Source organism: Marinibacterium profundimaris (genome assembly GCF_002210095.1).
Taxonomy (GTDB): Bacteria; Pseudomonadota; Alphaproteobacteria; order Rhodobacterales; family Rhodobacteraceae; genus Marinibacterium; species Marinibacterium profundimaris.
Genome location: NZ_AQQR01000004.1, coordinates 392260 through 410110 on the forward strand (window position 1 = coordinate 392260; position 17851 = coordinate 410110).

Annotated in this window: 16 protein-coding genes; 5 read left to right on the forward strand and 11 right to left on the reverse strand. The window is 69.2% G+C overall.

The features are described 5' to 3' along the window. Nucleotides 1–131: 131 nt before the first annotated feature. Nucleotides 132–1370, reverse strand: a complete 1239-nt coding sequence (locus ATO3_RS13015; RefSeq protein ID WP_088650287.1) for a glycosyltransferase family protein — start codon at nucleotides 1368–1370, stop codon at nucleotides 132–134. Between the two features lie 41 nt (nucleotides 1371–1411). Further along, nucleotides 1412–2200, reverse strand: coding sequence for an HAD-IIB family hydrolase (locus ATO3_RS13020; protein ID WP_088650288.1), 789 nt, complete (start codon nucleotides 2198–2200; stop codon nucleotides 1412–1414). Between the two features lie 200 nt (nucleotides 2201–2400). Between ATO3_RS13020 and ATO3_RS13025 the strand changes: the two genes are divergently transcribed. Then, entirely contained in the window at nucleotides 2401–3324 is a 924-nt protein-coding gene (locus tag ATO3_RS13025; protein WP_088650289.1) for a PHP domain-containing protein, read from the forward strand. 63 nt (nucleotides 3325–3387) lie between these two features. Here the strand turns inward: ATO3_RS13025 and ATO3_RS13030 are convergent, their stop codons facing one another. Together ATO3_RS13030 and ATO3_RS13035 are read right to left on the reverse strand one after the other, a co-directional pair. Continuing rightward, nucleotides 3388–4542: an alpha-D-ribose 1-methylphosphonate 5-triphosphate diphosphatase gene (locus ATO3_RS13030; protein WP_088650290.1), complete on the reverse strand. Its 1155-nt coding sequence runs from the start codon at nucleotides 4540–4542 to the stop codon at nucleotides 3388–3390. Between the two features lie 361 nt (nucleotides 4543–4903). Beyond that, nucleotides 4904–5728: a M90 family metallopeptidase gene (locus ATO3_RS13035; RefSeq protein ID WP_088650448.1), complete on the reverse strand. Its 825-nt coding sequence runs from the start codon at nucleotides 5726–5728 to the stop codon at nucleotides 4904–4906. A 113-nt stretch (nucleotides 5729–5841) separates the two neighbouring features. Here ATO3_RS13035 and ATO3_RS13040 point away from each other — a divergent pair, with 113 nt between their 5' ends. Further along, on the forward strand, nucleotides 5842–6732 hold the full coding sequence (locus ATO3_RS13040) for an alpha/beta fold hydrolase (protein ID WP_088650291.1): 891 nt from the start codon (nucleotides 5842–5844) through the stop codon (nucleotides 6730–6732). A gap of 109 nt (nucleotides 6733–6841) precedes the next feature. Here ATO3_RS13040 and ATO3_RS13045 read toward each other — a convergent pair whose 3' ends face one another. Next, entirely contained in the window at nucleotides 6842–7495 is a 654-nt protein-coding gene (locus tag ATO3_RS13045; protein WP_088650292.1) for a peroxiredoxin, read from the reverse strand. Nucleotides 7496–8046: 551 nt separating this feature from the next. On the opposite strand from ATO3_RS13045, the gene ATO3_RS13050 reads away from it, so the two are divergent. Continuing rightward, the gene (locus tag ATO3_RS13050) at nucleotides 8047–9486 is read left to right on the forward strand and encodes an aldehyde dehydrogenase family protein (RefSeq protein ID WP_088650293.1); all 1440 of its coding nucleotides are present in this window, start codon (nucleotides 8047–8049) and stop codon (nucleotides 9484–9486) included. Nucleotides 9487–9684: 198 nt separating this feature from the next. On the opposite strand, the gene ATO3_RS13055 is transcribed toward ATO3_RS13050, so the two are convergent. The 6 genes from ATO3_RS13055 to ATO3_RS13080 form a co-directional block, all read right to left on the reverse strand. Then, entirely contained in the window at nucleotides 9685–10329 is a 645-nt protein-coding gene (locus ATO3_RS13055; protein WP_088650449.1) for an RluA family pseudouridine synthase, read from the reverse strand. A gap of 162 nt (nucleotides 10330–10491) precedes the next feature. Continuing rightward, a complete protein-coding gene (locus ATO3_RS13060; RefSeq protein ID WP_088650294.1) occupies nucleotides 10492–11925 on the reverse strand; it encodes a M20 family metallopeptidase in 1434 nt (477 codons plus the stop codon). Between the two features lie 146 nt (nucleotides 11926–12071). Further along, complete coding sequence (gene rarD, locus ATO3_RS13065; protein WP_088650295.1) at nucleotides 12072–13058, reverse strand: EamA family transporter RarD; 987 nt, start codon at nucleotides 13056–13058, stop codon at nucleotides 12072–12074. Between the two features lie 76 nt (nucleotides 13059–13134). Beyond that, a complete protein-coding gene (locus ATO3_RS13070) occupies nucleotides 13135–15570 on the reverse strand; it encodes a GcvT family protein (RefSeq protein ID WP_088650296.1) in 2436 nt (811 codons plus the stop codon). Between the two features lie 27 nt (nucleotides 15571–15597). Beyond that, complete coding sequence (locus tag ATO3_RS13075) at nucleotides 15598–15993, reverse strand: GFA family protein (protein ID WP_088650297.1); 396 nt, start codon at nucleotides 15991–15993, stop codon at nucleotides 15598–15600. A gap of 4 nt (nucleotides 15994–15997) precedes the next feature. Continuing rightward, a complete protein-coding gene (locus ATO3_RS13080; protein ID WP_088650298.1) occupies nucleotides 15998–16618 on the reverse strand; it encodes a LysE family translocator in 621 nt (206 codons plus the stop codon). A 311-nt stretch (nucleotides 16619–16929) separates the two neighbouring features. On the opposite strand from ATO3_RS13080, the gene ATO3_RS13085 reads away from it, so the two are divergent. Together ATO3_RS13085 and ATO3_RS13090 are read left to right on the forward strand one after the other, a co-directional pair. Continuing rightward, on the forward strand, nucleotides 16930–17268 hold the full coding sequence (locus ATO3_RS13085; protein ID WP_088650299.1) for an STAS domain-containing protein: 339 nt from the start codon (nucleotides 16930–16932) through the stop codon (nucleotides 17266–17268). 51 nt (nucleotides 17269–17319) lie between these two features. Then, nucleotides 17320–17763: an ATP-binding protein gene (locus ATO3_RS13090; protein WP_158217956.1), complete on the forward strand. Its 444-nt coding sequence runs from the start codon at nucleotides 17320–17322 to the stop codon at nucleotides 17761–17763. The last annotated feature ends 88 nt before the right edge of the window (nucleotides 17764–17851 follow it).

Sequence of the window (17851 nt, forward strand, 5' to 3'; positions counted from 1 at the left end):
AGGCCGGCGGAGTCCCTGCACCGGGCCGGAAATTCCGGATGTGCGCGCTGCGCATCGCCGGATGCCGGGTTTTCCGGCGCGGGGCCCCGTCGCCGGACCGGTGCCGGCCCGGCTCCGGACCCGGCGGCGCCTCAGCCCTTGGACGGTCCGCCGGTGATATCCTCGTAATCCGCCGCCACCGCCATCAGCATGTCGCGCATCAGGTCGGGATCGGCGGCATGCACCCGGCTCCACGTGGCGATGAAGGGGGTTTCCGAGGGAAAGGTCAGGAAAGTATCGCCGGCCTTGATGATGTTGTCGGCGAACAGCTCGATCGACTGCTCTTCCTTGTGCCTGTCGATGTTCAGCCCGTTCATCGCGGCGTCGTTGTAATAGCTTTCCAGCAGGTCCAGCGCAGAGCGGTAATAGGTGGCCTTCAGCGTGCGGAACACGTTCGGCGTAAAGACCGTGCCATCGGCGGCCAGCTTGCGGAAGATCGCCTTGCAGATATCCGTCGACATCCGGTTGAGGCCGGCGGCCGCATCCTCCTGGCTCAGCTCCTGGTGCTTGTGGTCATAGGCGTCCGAGATCTCCACCTGGCAGACCGATTTCCGCGCCAGGTTGCGCCAGGCCTCGGACAATACGCCGATCTCCAGCCCCCAGTCCGAGGGGATCCGCAGATCGGGCAGCACCGTGGTCCGCATCGCGAATTCGCCCGACAGCGGGTAGCGGAAGCTGCGCAGGTAGTCGATGTAATCGCGGCTGCCTATCACCTTCTGCAGCGCGATCAGCAGCGGGCTGACCAGCAGCCGCGTGACCCGCCCGTTCAGCTTTCCGCCGCCGATGCGCGGGTAATACCCCTTGGACAGCTGGTAGGGGAAATTCGGGTTCGTCACCGGATAGACCAGCCGGGCCAGCATGTCCCGGTGATAGGTGACGATGTCGCAATCATGAATGGCCATCACCGCGCTGTCCTGGCAGGCCATCAGGTAGCCCATGCAGGTCCAGACGTTCTTGCCCTTGCCCGGCTCCGCCGGGTTCAGCCCCATCGCCTCCAGCCGCCCCATGATCGCCTTTTGTCGCGGGCTGTCGTTCCAGATGACCACATGCTCCTGCGGCAGGCGCGAGAAATACTCCAGCGCATAGGCATATTGGTCGCGGTTCGCCCGATCGAGCCCGATGATGATCCGGTGCAGATAGGGCACCTGCGCCAGCTCCTCGACGATGTTGTTCAGCGCGTCGGCCTCCAGCTCGGAATAGAGCGAGGGCAGGATCAGCGAGATCCGCCGCGTCCGGGCGAAATTGGTCAGCTCCTGCGTCATCGCCTCGGAGCTGACGGAGCGCAGGTTGTGAAGCGTGGCGATGTTGCCGTTCTGGTGAAAGTCTGCCACGGGCGCGATCCTTGATCTGGGGTGCTAGGGAATGCGGTCTGTCAGATCGCGATGTCCAGGTCCGACACTAGGCGAGAGACCTCGATGCTCCAACCGTTCGGGCCCGTCTCCGTGCTGCGGCGAATGCGACCCTCGGCCTCGCCCCGCAATTCGGGCAGCGGCGCGCCGTGCGGGTTGGCGATGACGATGCCATGGCCGGCGGCTTCGAGCATCTCGCGGTCGTTGGGCGCGTCACCCAGCGCGATGGTGGGGGGATGACCGTAGTGCATGGCGATCTCCTCCATCCGGTCCGCCTTGGTGCCGCCGAAGCTGAGCGTGAGGAACCGCCCGCCCCGCCGCCCGGTGACACCCTGCCCGGCCAGCAGATCGAGAAACGCGGCCAGCTCTCCTTGGGTTCCCGTCCAGAGCCCCGGCTCGGAAAAGGCGCGGGTGGCGGCGGCCTCGGCGGCCTGCGGGGTCAGCCCCGTGACCTCGGCGATGCGCGCCGGCCCCATGTCGCCGAAGCCCTCGAACCCCTGCCTCAGCTCCACGGGCAGCGCCTGAAGCGCCGCGCGCAACCTGGCATAGGCCGACCGGTCCGCCCCGGTCGCGGTCGCTTCGCCGCCGGGTACGATCCCTGCCCCGTTCTCGCAGATCAGCGGCGCGGCGCTCAGCCCCATCGCGGCGCGCAGCGGCACCATCTCGGCCGCGGTCTTGGAACTGGCCAGGCAGACCGGGATGCCCGCCGCGGTCAGCCGGCCCAGCAACGGCGCGGCCGGCGACCAGTCATAGGTCTCGTGATCCAGCAGCGTGCCGTCGAGGTCGGTGAAGATCATTGCAGGAACGGTCATGTCGGGCCGGGGCGCCTGTTTTGCTTCGGTTGCGCAAAAGCTTATCCATGCCAGCCCGGAACGCAAAGCCATCCCGGGCCGCCGCGTCGTCGCGGCTTGCCAGCGGCGCGCCTGTCATGATCCTGTCATCGCAGCAGGTCAGAGACTGACCGGATGAAGACAGGCCGGATCAGTCGGGCCGGACCAGCAAGGAGAGCCCCATGACCGACGCGATGTTCGCCGCCCCCGGCACGTTCTGGCGCGGCAACCTGCACACGCATTCGACCCGCTCCGACGGCGTGCTGTCCCCGGAAGAGGTCTGCCGCCGCTATGCCGCCGAGGGCTACGATTTCATCTCTCTGACGGATCACTTCATCGGCCAGTTCGATTACCCGATCACCGATACGACAGCCTACCGGACCAACCGCTTCACCACGATCCCGGGGGCCGAGCTGCATTCCGGCGCGATGCAGAATGGCGAGCTCTGGCATATCCTGGCCGTGGGCCTGCCCGCGGATTTCGCGCCCGGCAACGCCCCCGGTTTCCGCCCGGTCGAGGGGCAGGAAACCGGCCCCGAGATCGCCGCGCGCGCTCGCGCCGCCGGAGCCTTCGTCGCCGTGGCGCATCCGGAATGGTCGGGGCTCACGACCGAAGACGCCCGCTCGATCGAGGCGGCGCATGCGGTCGAGGTCTACAACCACGGCTGCGCGATGGGCTGCGACCGGCCGCACGGGTTCTACACCCTGGATCAGCTGCTGACCGAGGGGCGGCGGCTGGACCTCTGCGCCACCGACGATGCGCATTTCTCGGAACCCGACCATTTCGGCGGATGGGTCATGGTGAAGGCGCAGGAAAACGACCCCGACGCGCTGGTCGAGGCGCTGAAGGCGGGGCACCATTATTCCAGCCAGGGGCCGCTGATCCACAACGTCGGCTGGGAAGACGGCCGCGTGGTGGTCGAAAGCTCGGCCGTGGCCTCGGTCATCGTGCAGGGGATCGGTTCGGCCGCCGTGGCGGTGCATGGCGACAGCATGACCCGGACCGAGGTGCCGCTGGGCCGCTGCCAGGGCTCGCCCTTCCTGCGGCTGTCGGTGATCGACCGCGCCGGCAAGCGCGCCTGGACGAACCCGGTCTACCCGGGCTGAACCATCGCGACGGCGGGACACGGCCAGAAAATTCGACGAATTTTCTCGCCCCCCGCCCGGACGTCAGAACACCCGCCGCCCTTCGCGCCAGACCGCGCCCACGTGGTTGTGCCCGGCCGACCGCCGCACCCGCACCAGATCGGCCCGCATCTCCCGCGCGATCGTCCCCCGATCCTCCAGCCCAGCGATCTCCGCCGGGCGGCGCGAGACCATGGCAACCGCCTCCGGCAACCCGATCCCCAGCCCATCGTCCTCGGCGATGGCAAAAGCGGCCGTCAGCAGGCTGCCCGGCACGTAATCCGAGGCCAGCGCATCCACCAGCCCGTGCTCCAGCAGCTCGCGCACCGAGATATTGCCCGATTGCGACCCGCCCCGCACGAAGTTCGGCGCCCCCATGACCACGGCCTGGCCCAGCTCCCGCGCCTTCATGGCCGCCTCGCGCGTCACCGGGAATTCCGACACCGTCACACCCTGCGCCTGCGCCTCTTCCACGTGCGCCTCGCTGCGGTCGTCATGGCTCATCACCGGGATGCCCCGCGCCCTTGCCGCCGCCATGACATGCGCCCGCACCTCCGGGCTCACCCGCTTCGACCGCGCGATCAGCTCCTCGGTCAGCGCGCGGGCCTCGTCCATCGGCACCTTCATGTCGCGCGCCGTCTCCTGCACCCAGCTCTCCACGTCCAGAACCTGCCGGTCCCCCGGCGCATGGTCCATCACCGACACCAGCCGCACCGAGGGCGATCCGATCACACGGTCCACCAGCTCCACCGTCGCCGGATCGCAGACCTCGCAGCGCAGGTGCAGCAGATGCTCGGCCCGGAACCGCCCCTCGGCGCGGGCCGCCTCCAGCGCCTCGATCAGCGGCAGCAACAGCTCCCGCCGCGCCGCGTTGTGCATCGCCGCGCCGACACAGAGCGAATCGAACACCGTGGTCACGCCCCCGGCCACGACCACCCCGTCATGGGCGGCCAGCGCCGGTTCGGGCGCCCAGGTCACGCCGTTGCGCGGAAAGACATGGGTCTCGACGTGATCCGTATGCAGGTCGACAAGCCCCGGGATCAGGTAATCCCCGCCCAGCCCGATCCCCGGCTCATCCGGCGCGCCGATCCGGGCGATCCGCCCGTCGGCCACGATGACAGAGCCATGGATCACCGCATCGGCGGTCACGATCCGCGCATCGGTCAGCCGGTATTCGGGGGCATCGGTGGCGTCGAACATCTCTCTCGTGCTCCGCAAGAACCTGGTGTCCAGGCCTCTGACACAAGCCTCGCGTCTTGACCAGCCGCTCCGTCACCTTGTCACAAAACCTCCACGAAACCACCGCCGGACCGCGCGCGCCGCCCCGTGACCACATTGGGCCGGCGCGCCGCGCCCTGTCTTCATCTTTGCCCAAATACCTCCCGCCGGAGGCTCCCGACCCCGCCACAAGACCCCCGGCCCGATCCTCCCGCGCCCGCCCGCCATCGCTCCAGGCCGCGCCCCGATCCGCCCCAGGCGTGCCGCGCCCTGTCTTCTTCTTGGCCCAAATACCTCCCGCCGGAGGCTCCCCCGCCCTCGACCCGCGCGACAACCGGCCGTCCTAGCGCCCCTGCGCCGCCCATTCCACCGGCTCCAGCCCGAGAAGCTCCGCCAGCCGCGCATAGACCTCCGGCTCCGCCCGCTTCAAAGCCCCCGGTGTTTCAAGAAACGCCTCCACCGCCACGGCAAAGAACTCCTGCGGCCCCTCCGCACCATACGCATCGATCACCGTCCTCTGTCCCGCGCCCACGGCCCGCGCATGCCGCTCCTGCGCGGCCGCGAATGTCCTGCGCCAGGCCATGACATCCTCCGCCGTGTCCAGCGCCGGCACCCCGTCGGTCCGTCCCGACAGGTCATCCAGCTGATGCGCGAATTCATGGAACACCACGTTGTGCCCGTCATGATCGTTCGCCGCGCCAAGATGCGCATGCGCCCAGGACAGGATCACCGGCCCCCGCATCCAGCTCTCTCCGCTGCGCACCACCTCCCGCTCGGTCACGACATAGCCGCTGCGCCGGGCCTGGCGCGATTTGAACGCGCCGGGGTAGATCAGCACGCTGGTCAGGTTGTCGTACCAGAGGTCATTGTTGGCGATCAGCAGGCAGGCCTGCGCGGCGATCGACAGGCGCATCTCCTCGGTCACCTCCAGCCCGTTGCATCCGACGAAATCCACCTGGTCGAGGAACCGGTTGATCCGCCCCTCCAGCCGCGCCTGCAACGCCTCCGGCAGGCGCCGCACCAAGGGCACCTCGCGGACCACGATCTCACGCTCGGCCTGCGACAGCGGGCTGGCCAGCAGGTCCGCCTGCCGCTGCCGCCTCTGCCGGACGCGCCAGGCCAGCCAAAGGCCGCCCGCCACCGCCAGCACCAGTACCACATATGCCATGCCGGCCTCCTCCATCGCAGCTGTCGGTCTTCCCGGTCCCCTTCGATAGCCCGCTTCAGCTTCGGGGGCGAGATGCGCTATGTCCCGTCCCGAAGACCCCGGAGAAACAGCAGATGCCGACCGTTCCCATCCCACCGCGCGACGACAGCTGGACCCTCGACGGGCTGACCTATTCGGGGCGGCTCTGGGGGCCTCCGGACGGGCTGCCCGTGCTGGCGCTGCACGGCTGGATGGATCATGCCGACAGTTTCGCGGCCCTCGCGCCGCGCCTGGACGGCTGCCGGGTGGTGGCACTGGATCTCTCCGGCCAGGGCCACAGTGACCACCGAGCCGCCCATGCGACCTACAACATCTGGGACGACCTGCCCCAGATCGACGCGCTGCTCGACCGGCTCGGCTGGGACAGCGCGGTGCTGCTCGGCCATTCCCGGGGCGCCAATATCTCCGCCCTCTACGCCGCCGCGCGGCCCGAGCGGGTGCGCGCGCTGGTCTCTCTCGATTCGCTTGTGCCCGAGCCGTCGGACGACGACGTGGTCCGCACCCTGTCGGCCTTCATCGACCAGACCCGCAAGGCGCTCACCCGCCCGCAGCGCCGCTTTCCCACCCGCGCCGATTATGTCGACCGCCGCTGCGCCCAGGGCAATTCCCGCCAGACCTCCGAGGCGCTGGCCGACCGTGCCCTGCGCATCACCGGGGCAGAGGTCCGGATGCGCGCCGACAACCGGCTCTTTGCAAGTTCGGCGGTGAAACTGACGCGGGCGCAGGTCGAACACGTGCTCCGCGCGATCCGCTGCCCGGTGCTGAACATCTGGGCGGCGGAGGGAATCCTCGCCCGACGTCCCACCGCGGCCGAGCTGGCAGAGCTGGGCCAGGCGCTGGTGCGCGACTACGAGCGGATCGAGATGCCGGGCGATCACCACTTTCACCTCGATCCGGGCGTGGTCGGGCCGATGGCAGGTGCGATCCTCGGCTTTCTCGACCGGCAGGGCCTGCGCCGGGGATAGACGCTTTGGCGGGGGGGGGGGGGGGGCGCAGCCCCCCGCCCCGGTCGGATCGCGTCAGCGATCCGAAACACCTCGGCCGCATCGCCCTGGCGATGCGGTCCGCCGGGCCTCAGCCCGGGTTCTTCGCGAAGCGCAGATAGGGCAGCTTCTTGTCCAGCTTGCCGTATTTCGCCTCGGCCGCGGCGTCGTCCAGCGACAGCGCCACGATCACGTCCTGCCCGGTTTCCCAGTTCGCCGGCACCGCCAGCGGCTGGCCCCAGGTCCGCTGCAGCCCGTCCAGCGCGCGCAGCACCTCGGCAAAGTTCCGGCCCACCGACATCGGGTAGGTCATGGTCAGCTGCAGCTTCTTGTCCGGCGAGATGATGTAGACCGAGCGCACCGTCGCCGTGTCCGCCGGGGTGCGGCCGTCGGGCAGGTAGGCTTCCGCGGGAAGCATGTCGAAGGCCTTCGACACGGCCAGGTCGGTGTCCGCGATGATCGGGAATCCCGCCTCGGTCCCGGCCACGGTGGCGATGTCGCCCTTCCAGCCCTTGTGCTCCTCGACGCCATCGACCGATACGCCGATCACCTTGGTGCCGCGCTTGGCCCATTCGTCGGCCAGCTGCGCCACGGCGCCGAATTCGGTGGTGCAGACCGGGGTGAAATCCTTCGGATGCGAGAACAGGATCGCCCAGCTGTCACCGATCCAGTCGTGGAAGGTGATCGTGCCCTGGTCGGTCTCGGCGGTGAAATTCGGGACGGTGTCGTTGATACGCAGGCCCATCACAGGCTCCTTTCCGATACGAAGAGGCGGCCGCAACCGCCCCGGGTCAATGCCCCGAGGCAGCCGGCGCCGCCGCGGGTCCGTTCACAAGGGAAGACTTCCGCCACCCCGGCTCGAATGACAAGAGGCGATCGCGGTCTCCGGGGGCGGCGGGGTCTCTCTCCTGATATTCGGGTAACGGAATGTGCCCCGGTCAGCCAGCCGTCCCGGCGCCGGGCGACAAGGTGTCGCGACGGCACCGCAACACGGCTCGCCCTGTCCGTCACGGGTTGGCCCGGGCAGCCCCGCACTCACGCCCCCCGGCGCGGCACGCGCTCCCGGCCGCGGCGGCTCACGCCCGGGGGAGACCCTCGACCCGCCATGCCACAAGCAGCTGTAATTCATAATAAAATCCAGCTCCGCCTCCCCCGCCGCTCCGGCGCAAAGCCGCATCCCGCCGCGCGCACAGCATTCACCTTGTTCCCGGCACGGGCCGGTGACAGAGTGCGCGCGACGGCGCCCAGAGCCATCAGCCAGGGATCCGGATCTGTCACCTGAGGGGAATGCAAGTCATGATCGAGAAGCGTCAGTTCTACATCAATGGGCAATGGGTCGATCCCGTCGCCGGGCGGGATCACCAGGTCATCGACCCGTCGACCGAAGAGCCCTGCGCGGTGATCTCGCTGGGCGGGGACGCCGATGCGCATGCCGCCGTGGCCGCCGCCAGGGCTGCCCTGCCCGGCTGGATGACCTCCCCCGCGGCCGAGCGCATCGCGCTGCTCGAAAAGCTGCTCGAGGTCTACAAGAGCCGCCTGGAAGAGCTGGCGCAGGCAACTTCGATGGAGATGGGCGCGCCGATCGACCTCGCGCGCCAGCAGCAGGTGATGGCCGGGGTCAGCCACCTGACCAATTTCATCAACGCCGCCAAGGGCTTCAGCTTTGAACGCCCGCTGGGCGACCATGACCCGAACGACCGGATCATCTTCGAGGCGGTCGGCGTCTGCGCCCTGATCACGCCCTGGAACTGGCCCGAGAACCAGATCACCCTGAAGTTCGGCGCCGCCGTCGTCGCGGGCTGCACCATGGTGCTGAAACCCTCCGAGGAAAGCCCGCTGAACGCGATGCTCTTCGCCCAGATGGTGCATGACGCGGGCTTCCCGCCCGGCGTCTTCAACCTGGTGAACGGGGACGGGGCGGGCGTCGGCACGCGGCTCTCGGGCCATCCCGACGTGGACATGGTCAGCTTCACCGGCTCCACCCGGGCGGGCAGCGCGATCTCGAAGAACGCCGCCGACACCGTCAAGAAGGTCCACCTGGAGCTGGGCGGCAAGGGCGCCAACCTGATCTTCGCCGATGCCGACGAGACGGCGGTGAAGCGCGGCGTGCTGCACATGATGAACAACTCGGGCCAAAGCTGCAACGCGCCCTCGCGGATGTTCGTCCAGCGCGACATCTACGATGCCGCCGTCGAGACCGCGACCGAGATTGCCAGCAAGATCACCGTGGGCCCCGCCGCGCAGGAGGGCCGCCACATGGGCCCGGTGGTCAATGCCACCCAATGGGGCAAGATCCAGGACCTGATCCAGAAGGGCATCGACGAGGGTGCGCGGCTGACCACCGGCGGCACCGGGCGGCCCGACGGGCTGAACAAGGGGTTCTTCGTGAAGCCCACGGTCTTTGCCGATGTGACCAACGACATGACCATCGCGCGCGAAGAGATCTTTGGCCCGGTCCTGTCGATCATCCCCTTCGAGACCGAGGAAGAGGCCGTGGCCATGGCCAATGACACGGTCTACGGCCTGACCAACTACATCCAGTCCACCGACGGCGCCCGCACCAACCGGATCGCGCGCCAGCTGCGCTCGGGCATGGTCGAGATCAACGGCAAGTCGCGCGGCGCGGGCTCGCCCTTTGGCGGGATGAAACGCTCGGGCAACGGCCGCGAGGGCGGCGCCTACGGGATCGAGGATTTCCTCGAGATCAAGGCCGTCTCGGGCTGGGCCGCCGAGTAACGGGGGGAAACCGCGCCACAGATACAGACAGGCCGGGGCGGAGACGACCGCCCCCGCCTCCCCGATGCCTGCCCCCGGCCTATGGCGGCGGCCCTAATGCGCTGATATCAAGGTGAGCGGCCCGGCCGAATGCCAACTGGCAACGCCACGGAAGGCACGCCCGGCGCGGGCCGGTCTCCAGCCGGACGGCACCAGCCGTCAGAACGGCGCCTTGGCCCGAAAGCTCATGCTGCGGCCTCCGTCGGGGTGTTTCACCCGCAGCTCCTCGGCATGCAGCATCATGCGCGGCGCCTCCAGCGCCGGACCCTCGGCATAGAAGGGATCGCCCAGGATCGGATGGCCCATCGCCAGCATGTGGACGCGCAGCTGGTGCGACCGCCCGGTCTGGGGCATCAGCTTGACCCGCGTCTCGTCGTCTCCGTAGCGCTGCACGCGCCAATCGGTCACGGCGGCCTTGCCGGTTTCGTGGCAGACCATCTGCTTCGGCCGGTTGGGCCAGTCGACGATCAGCGGCAGGTCGACGGTGCCGGTCTTCGGCTCCAGCCGTCCGTGGACCCGTGCGACATAGGTCTTCTTCGTCTGGCGCTTCTCGAACTGCAGGCCCAGGTGGCGTTGCGCATGGGGCGTGCGGCCGAAGATCATCACGCCCGAGGTGTCGCGATCCAGCCGGTGGACCAGCCGCGCCTCGGGGAAGGCCGCCTGCACGCGCGACAACAGGCAATCGGCCAGGTGCTCGCCCTTGCCGGGGACCGAGAGCAGCCCCTCCGGCTTGTCGACCACGAGAAGCTCGTGATCGTCATGCAGGATGTCGAGGGGCGTGTCCGGGGGATTGTAGTCGCTCATGCCGGCGGCCATAGCGGCCAGCGCCCCGCGGGGCAAGGGCAGCGGTTGCGCCGATCCGCCCTGCGGTCGGATCGTCGCGGTGGGGCGGCGGGGGACATCGCTGACCGGGGCACCCCGTTTCGGCGGAGTACCCGACCGGCAATCAGCCCGGCTGCCCGGGCCTCATTCCGCGGCCATCGCCCGGACCGGCGGCTCGGCATCCGGCGTCAGCGGGCAGACATAGCCTTCGGCCCCGCCGCGCGCGCGCAGGTCGGCCCAGGCGCGGGCGCGCAGATCCGGGTCCAGCACCGCGTCCATGCCCGTCATCGCCATGACCTGGGCGGCATGGATCATGCCCTTGGCCGCCGGTGCGCTCTTGCCCTGGGCGGTCATCTGCCAGGAATGCAGCTGCGTGCCGATCGCCGCCGTCGCATCCATCAGCTGCACCGTCGGCACGACCCAGCTGACATCGGCCACGTCGGTCGACCCGCCCAGGTCGCGCACCGGGGTCTCGGCTCCGGCCACGAAATCGGCCAGCACCTTGGGCTCCGCCTGGGTCACGCCAAGGCTGCGGTAGCTGTCGGCGATGTCCTCCGGCGACATCGTCGCCTGGAACCGCGCGGCATAGTCGCGATCCGCCGCGTCGAAGGGCACCGGCCCCAGCGCGTCGAGGTTGGCCTGCATCGCCGCGCAGAGGGGATCGTTGGGCAGCAGGTTCGACACCGCCGCCAGCACCTCCTGCGTGACCTGCGTTTCGGTCATCAGCGCCGCGCCCTGCGCCACCTTGCCGACGCGGTCCAGCAGGCTCATCATCTCGGGCACCGTGTCCGACCGCACGACATACCGCACCTTGGCCCGCGCCTGCACCACGTTGGGCGAAATCCCCCCGCCGTCGATGATCGCGTAATGCAGCCGCGCGCTGTCGGGCATGTGTTCGCGCAGGTAGTTCACCCCGACGTTCATCAGCTCCATCGCGTCCAGAGCCGACCGGCCCAGATGCGGGGCGCCCGCGGCATGGGCGGCGCGGCCTTCGAAGGTGAAATCCACCCGCGTGTTGGCCAGCGACGAGCCGCGCAGCACCACCGGCATGCAATGCGGATGCCATGTGATCGCGATGTCCACGTCGGAAAACAGCCCGTCGCGCACCATGAAGGTCTTGCCCGCGCCGCCCTCTTCGGCCGGGCAGCCGTAGTAGCGCACCGTGCCCGGTGTGCCGGTCTGCTCCAGCCAGTCGCGCAGGGCGACGGCGGCCAGCATCGAGGCCGAGCCCAGCAGGTTGTGCCCGCAGCCATGGCCGTTGGCGCCGTCGATCACGGGCCGCTGCTCGGGCAGGTCGGCCTGCTGGCTGAGGCCCGCCAGCGCGTCGAATTCGCCCAGGAAGGCGATCACCGGCCCGCCGTGGCCGGCCTCGCCGATGACGGCGGTGGGGATGCCGGCGGGGGCCTCGGTCACCTCGAAGCCCTGGGCGCGGAGCTCCTCGGCATGGGCGGCGACGGACTGGCGCTCGGCATAGCAGGTCTCGGGCGTGGCCCAGACCCGGTGCGACAGGTCCACCAGCCGGGGCGCGGCCGCCTCCACCAGGGGCCAGATGGCATGTTCATTGGCGGGTCCGGTCATGGCGGAATGTCCTTCTTCTGGGGCGGTCATGAGGTTGATCGCCACAAAGTACTCCCTGCCGCGGCGGGCGCAACGGCTACCCTGGTCGCAGACGCAACGACGATGCGGGACCGCGGGGGGGCGGGGGCGCTGGAAGGCGCGGGCGCTCAGCGCCGCGACGTCTCGCGGAACAGCGAGGTCGTGTAGAGCGCCAGCGCCACCCAGATCATCGGCAGGGCGATGGCGCGGGCAGTGCCCACCGGTTCGCCGAAGATGAAGACGGCGACGAGGAAGATCATCGTCGGCGTGATGTATTGCAGGATCCCGATGGTCGAGAGCCGCAGCAGCTTGGCCCCATTGGCATAAAGCATCAGCGGCGTCGCCGTCAGCACGCCGCCCAGCATCAGCAGCAGCGTGTCGGGGACGTTGGTGCCGAAATGCCCCTCGCCCCGGGCCGCAAGGACTAGGACCAGCGCCAGCGCCGGGCCGGAGATCAGCAGCACCTCGAGCAGGAAGCCCTGGTTCGGGCCGATCGGAAGCTGTTTCTTGAAATAGGCATAGGCGCCCCAGCTGAACACGATGCCCAGCGGCACGATCGGCAGCCGGCCCAGCCCGACGGCCAGCACCACCACCGCCAGCCCGGCCAGCGCGACGGCCCCGATCTGCAGCCGGGTCAGCCGTTCGCCCAGCAGCAGGGCGCCAAGAAGGATGTTGAAGAGCGGATTGATGTAATAACCCAGCGCCGCATCCACCGCGCGGTCGGCGAAGACCGCCCAGACGTAGATCCCCCAGTTCGTGGTGACCAGGGCCGCCGTCACCGCCGCCATGCCAAGCTGCCTTGGCCGCCGCAGCGCCGCCCAGAGATCCGAGGTCCGCCCCGTCCACCACAGCACCGCGCCCGCGACAGGCACCGCCCAGAGGCAGCGATGGGCCACGACTTCGGCCGGGCTCATGTGTTCGACCGCCTTCACGTACAAAGGCAGGACGCCCCAGCACAGATAGGCCAGAACGGCATAGACGAACCCCAGAGGCGCGTCGCCCGTCCGGGTGCCCGTCCGGTCTCCGCCCCGGCCCGCCGTCTGGTCCACGGCCTGGCCCGACGCCCCGCCCGTCGCCTGATCCAATGCCTGGTCCGTTGCCCTGTCTGCTGTCATCCGCCGCGCTCGCCGTCCCCTCGTCCGAGGCGCGCCTGAGCCGCCCGGAGCCTGGGGCCCGTCATACGCCCTTCGGTCAGCCGCGCAACCGGTCTCCGCCGGGATCGAGGAAGGGTTTCAGCGTCGCCTCGGCCCGGACCCGGCTGCCCGCCACATCGATCTCGTAGCCCGAGGCCAGCAGCGCCGCCGCGTCTTCGTCCTGGCAGGGCACATATCCCAGCCCCACGGCGCCGCCCAGCGTATGGCCATAGGCGCCCGAGGTCAGGTGGCCGACGATCTCGCCATCCCGCAGGATCGGTTCGTTGTGATACAGCAGCGGCTCTGGATCCGTCAGGCGGAATTGCAGCAGCCGCCGGTTCAGCCCCTCGTCGCGCTTGCGCAGCACCGCGTCGCGGCCGATGAAATCGGGCTTGGCGGTCTTCACGGCAAAGCCCAGCCCGGCCTCCAGCACGTGATCCTCGGCGGTGATGTCGTGGCCGAAATGCCGGAACCCCTTTTCGAGCCGCGCGCAATCCATCATGTGCAGCCCGCAAAGCGTCAGGTCGTGATCCGCCCCCGCCTCCATCAGCACCTCGAACACATGTGCCGCCATGTCGGCGGAGACATAGAGCTCCCACCCCAACTCGCCCACGTAGGAGACCCGGTGCGCGCGGGCCAGCCCCATGCCGATCTCGATCTGCTGCGCCGTGCCGAAGGGATTGACCGCGTTGGAAAAGTCGTTGGGCGAGACCGCCTGCAGCAACGCGCGCGCGCCCGGCCCCATGACCGCCAGCACAGCCTCGCCGGCGGTGACATCGGTGATCACCACGCGCGCATCGCCCAGCAGGCGGCGCATCCGCGTCTCGTCCGCCAGCCGCGTGGCCGCCGGGGTCACGACAAGGAAGGCGGTCTGGGACAGGCGGGTGACGGTGACATCGGCCTCGATCCCGCCGGAATGGTTAAGCATTTGTGAATAAACGATCTTACCCACGGGTACGGTCATCTCGGCGCCGCAGATCCGGTTCAGGAAGGCCTCGGCATCCGGGCCCTCGACCCGCAGCTTGCCGAAGGAGGACATATCGTACATCCCCACGCCGGTCCGCACCGCGTGAAGCTCCTGCGCGACGTTGTCGAAGAAGCTCTGCCGCCCCCAGGCATAGTCGTATTCCGCCGCCTGCCCCGGCCGGGCGAACCAGTTGGCGCGTTCCCAGCCCGCGAATTCGCCGAAGACCGCGCCGCGTTCGGCCAGCGCCCCGTGCAGGGGCGAGCGCCGCACGCCCCGCGCCGTGGCCTTCTGCCGGTAGGGGAAATGATCGGCATAGAGCAGCCCGAGCGTTTCGGTCGCGCGGGCCCTGAGGTAGCGGGCGTTGCCCTGGAACGGCTCCATCCGCGCGATGTCGACGTCGCCCAGGTCGAAGGGCTTTTCGCCCAGGTCCATCCAGGCGGCCAGCGCCATGCCGGCACCGCCGGCGGACTGGATCCCGACAGAGTTGAACCCGGCCGCGACCCAGACATTGTCCATCTCGGGCGCGCGGCCCAGGTGATAGGCATCGTCGGGGGTAAAGCTTTCGGGACCGTTGAAGAAGGTGTGGATCCCGGTCTCGGCCAGCACCGGCAGGCGGTTGATGGCCTGTTCGAGGATCGGCTCGAAATGGTCGACATCCTCGGGCAGCTGGTCGAATTCGAAGCTCTCGGGCGGCGGGCCCCAGGGTTTGGCCACCGGCTCGAAGGCGCCCAGCAGGATCTTGCCCGCGTCCTCCTTGTAATAGGCGCATTCGTCGGGCACCCGCAGCACCGGCAGGTCCTTCAGGCCGGGGATCGCCTCGGTCACCACGTAGAAATGTTCGCAGGCCTGCAGCGGCACGTTGGTGCCCGCCATCCGCCCGACCTCGCGCGCCCACATGCCGGCGCAGTTGATCACGTGATCGCAGGTGATGCGCTGGGGGCCGTCCGGGGTTTCGACCGTGACCCAGCGCACGCGGCGGCCCTGGCGGCCGAGGCCCGTGACCTTGGCATGTTCGATGATCGCCGCGCCCCGCTGGCGCGCGCCCCTGGCCAGCGCCAGCGCGATATTGGCCGGATCCCCCTGCCCGTCCTTCGGCAGCCAGACCCCGCCGGTCACCCCGTCGAGGTTCAGGTGCGGATAGCGCTCGCCGATGTCGGAGACCGAGATCTCCTCGACCTCCACGCCGAAGGCGCGGGCCATGGCGGCAGAGCGGCGCAGCTCTTCCAGCCGCGCATCGGTCAGCGCGGCGGTGATCGATCCGGTGCGGCGGAAGCCGGTGGCCAGGCCCGTCTCCTCCTCGAGGCTGCCGTAAAGCTCCTGGCTGTACTTGGCCAGTCGGGTCATGTTGGCGCTGGCGCGCAGCTGGGCGATCAGGCCGGCCGCATGCCATGTGGTGCCCGAGGTCAGGCGTTTGCGTTCCAGCAGCACCACGTCGGTCCAGCCGCGCCGGGCCAGGTGATAGGCGACGGAACAGCCGACGACACCGCCGCCGATGACGACCGCACGGGCATGGGCAGGCAGCGTCATCGGGCAGGGCCCCCGCTGCTGCGGATCTCAGTCGCCATCGGCACGCTCCAGGCTGTCGTCGATCGGGTAGTAGCCGCCCGTGTCGGCGGTGAAGATATGTTTGACCACCCGGCCCGGATGCGGCGCGTCCAGGGCACCAAGCGAGACCGAGATGCGATCCTCGTCGAAGGGATCCCAGAACAGCACCGATCCGCAGGCCGAACAGAAGCCGCGCCGCGCCATGGGACTGGCCTGGTACCAGGCCAGCCGGTCGTCGCGGGTCAGGCGCAGGCTGGCCTGCGGGATATGGGTCGAGCTGTAGACATGGCTGGTCTGGCGCCGGCACTGGCCGCAATGGCACAGCGTGCCGGGCGACAGGTCGCCGGTGATCTCGAAGGTGGTGGCGCGGCAGAGGCAGGCGCCGGTGATCGTGCTGTCGGACATGGAATCAACCTTTCATGGGGGTGGCGGCAAAGCCCAGCAGCACCCCGTAGACGATGAAACAAAGCGCCAGGAGCCGCCGCACCCAGGCATTGAAGACCGCCGCCAGCGCCGAGCGCCCCATGAGCACGCCCAGCAGGGTGAAGCCGGAATAACTGAGCGTGGTCAGCGTCAGCGCGGTGGGCACGATCACCGCCATCTGGTCGCGGATGGGCACGTCGGGCTGCACGAAGGCCGAGAAGGCGGCAAGGTAGCCGGCGACGCTTTTGGGGTTGATCGTCGCGGTGGCGAGCGCATGCAGGTAGACATGGGACGACGGGCGCGGATCCACCGGTGCGGGATCGCCCGCGCGGCGCCAGTTGCGGATGCCGGTCCAGACCAGGAACCCGGCGCCTGTCAGCTTGGCGATGAAGAACCCCGTGGGCGAGGCGGCGATCAGCGCGGTGACACCAAGGGCGGAAAGCGTCAGGAAGGCCGCGGCCTGGGTGAGGATCGCCAGCACGCCGACGAAGGCGCGGCGAAAGCCCAGGGTCATGCCGTTCTGGATGCAGTTCACCGCGTTCGGGCCCGGCGTGGTCACGAAGACCACCCAGAACAGCGCGAAGACGGTCCAGGCCTCGAAGCTCATGCGGTCCGGGCAGCGGGGCTGATGCCGGTGGCGGACCCCGGCGGCGTGAAATCTGGGCGAAAGGGAAGTGTCCTGCGCATAGGGCGGCACCATGCCGTGCGGTCTGCGAAATGCCAAAGGAAATTTCCCCTCCCTCCGGTCGGGTCGTTGCGCCCCTGCGGGACGCCCGGGGAGGCGCCCCTGCGGGGCGGGCCAGGGGAGGCGCGCCTTCGGCGCGTGTGCAAGCGGGCTGCGAAGGCGGGAAGATATACAGGATGGTAACGATTCGGTTCTAGCCTTCGTGCCGGAACATGCGACCGCGGAGGCATGGCATGACGCTGACCACATCCGACGCCGAGGACACCAGGATCGTGACCGTCCTGAGCGAAAGGATCGACGCCGCGCTGGCCATCCGGTTCAAGGACGACATGCGCGCCGCCACGGTGGGCGGGCCGAACCGGGTGGTGCTGGACCTCAGCCAGGTCGCCTTCATCGACAGCAGCGGGCTGGGCGCCATCGTCGCCGCGATGAAACAGCTGGACCCCGATCGCCGGCTGGACCTGGCCGGGCTGACCCCGACCGTCGACAAGGTCTTCCGGCTGACGCGGATGGACACGGTCTTCACCCTCTACCCCACGCTGGGAGAGGCGCTGGACGCACAGGCGAGGTGACAGATGACCCAATCCTGGGAAAGACGGGTTGAGATGGGCGGATCCGGTCCGATGCTGTCCCTGACAAGCGAGGCGACGGAGACCGGAACGCGCGCCGCGCTGTCGCGGATCATGCGGCAGCTGCGCGCCGACCTGGCCGAGCGTCTTTCGCCCGAACGCGCCGGCATGGTGGAGATCGCGCTGGCCGAGATCATCAACAACATCGTCGAACATGCCTACCGGCGCCATGACGGCGGAGAGATCCGGCTGTCGGCGCATGTCGAGGGCCCGGCGCTGAAGTTCGACATCACCGACGACGGCGATCCGCTGCCCGGGGGGGTCCTGCCGCACGGCCGCTCGTCCGAACTGACCTGCCCGCGCGACAGCCTGCCCGAGGGCGGGTTCGGCTGGCTGCTGATCCGCGCGATGGCAAGCGACATCCGCTATGACCGGCGCGACGGCACCAACCGGCTGCACGTGGCCTTTGACCTGCGGCCCGCCGACCCCGCGACCTGACGGACCTGCAGCCTTAGGAGGCGACCGGCAAAACGCCAGACTGTCCTCGGTCGCGTTTCCCCTCTGGCCCTTACACAGGCCCGAGGCG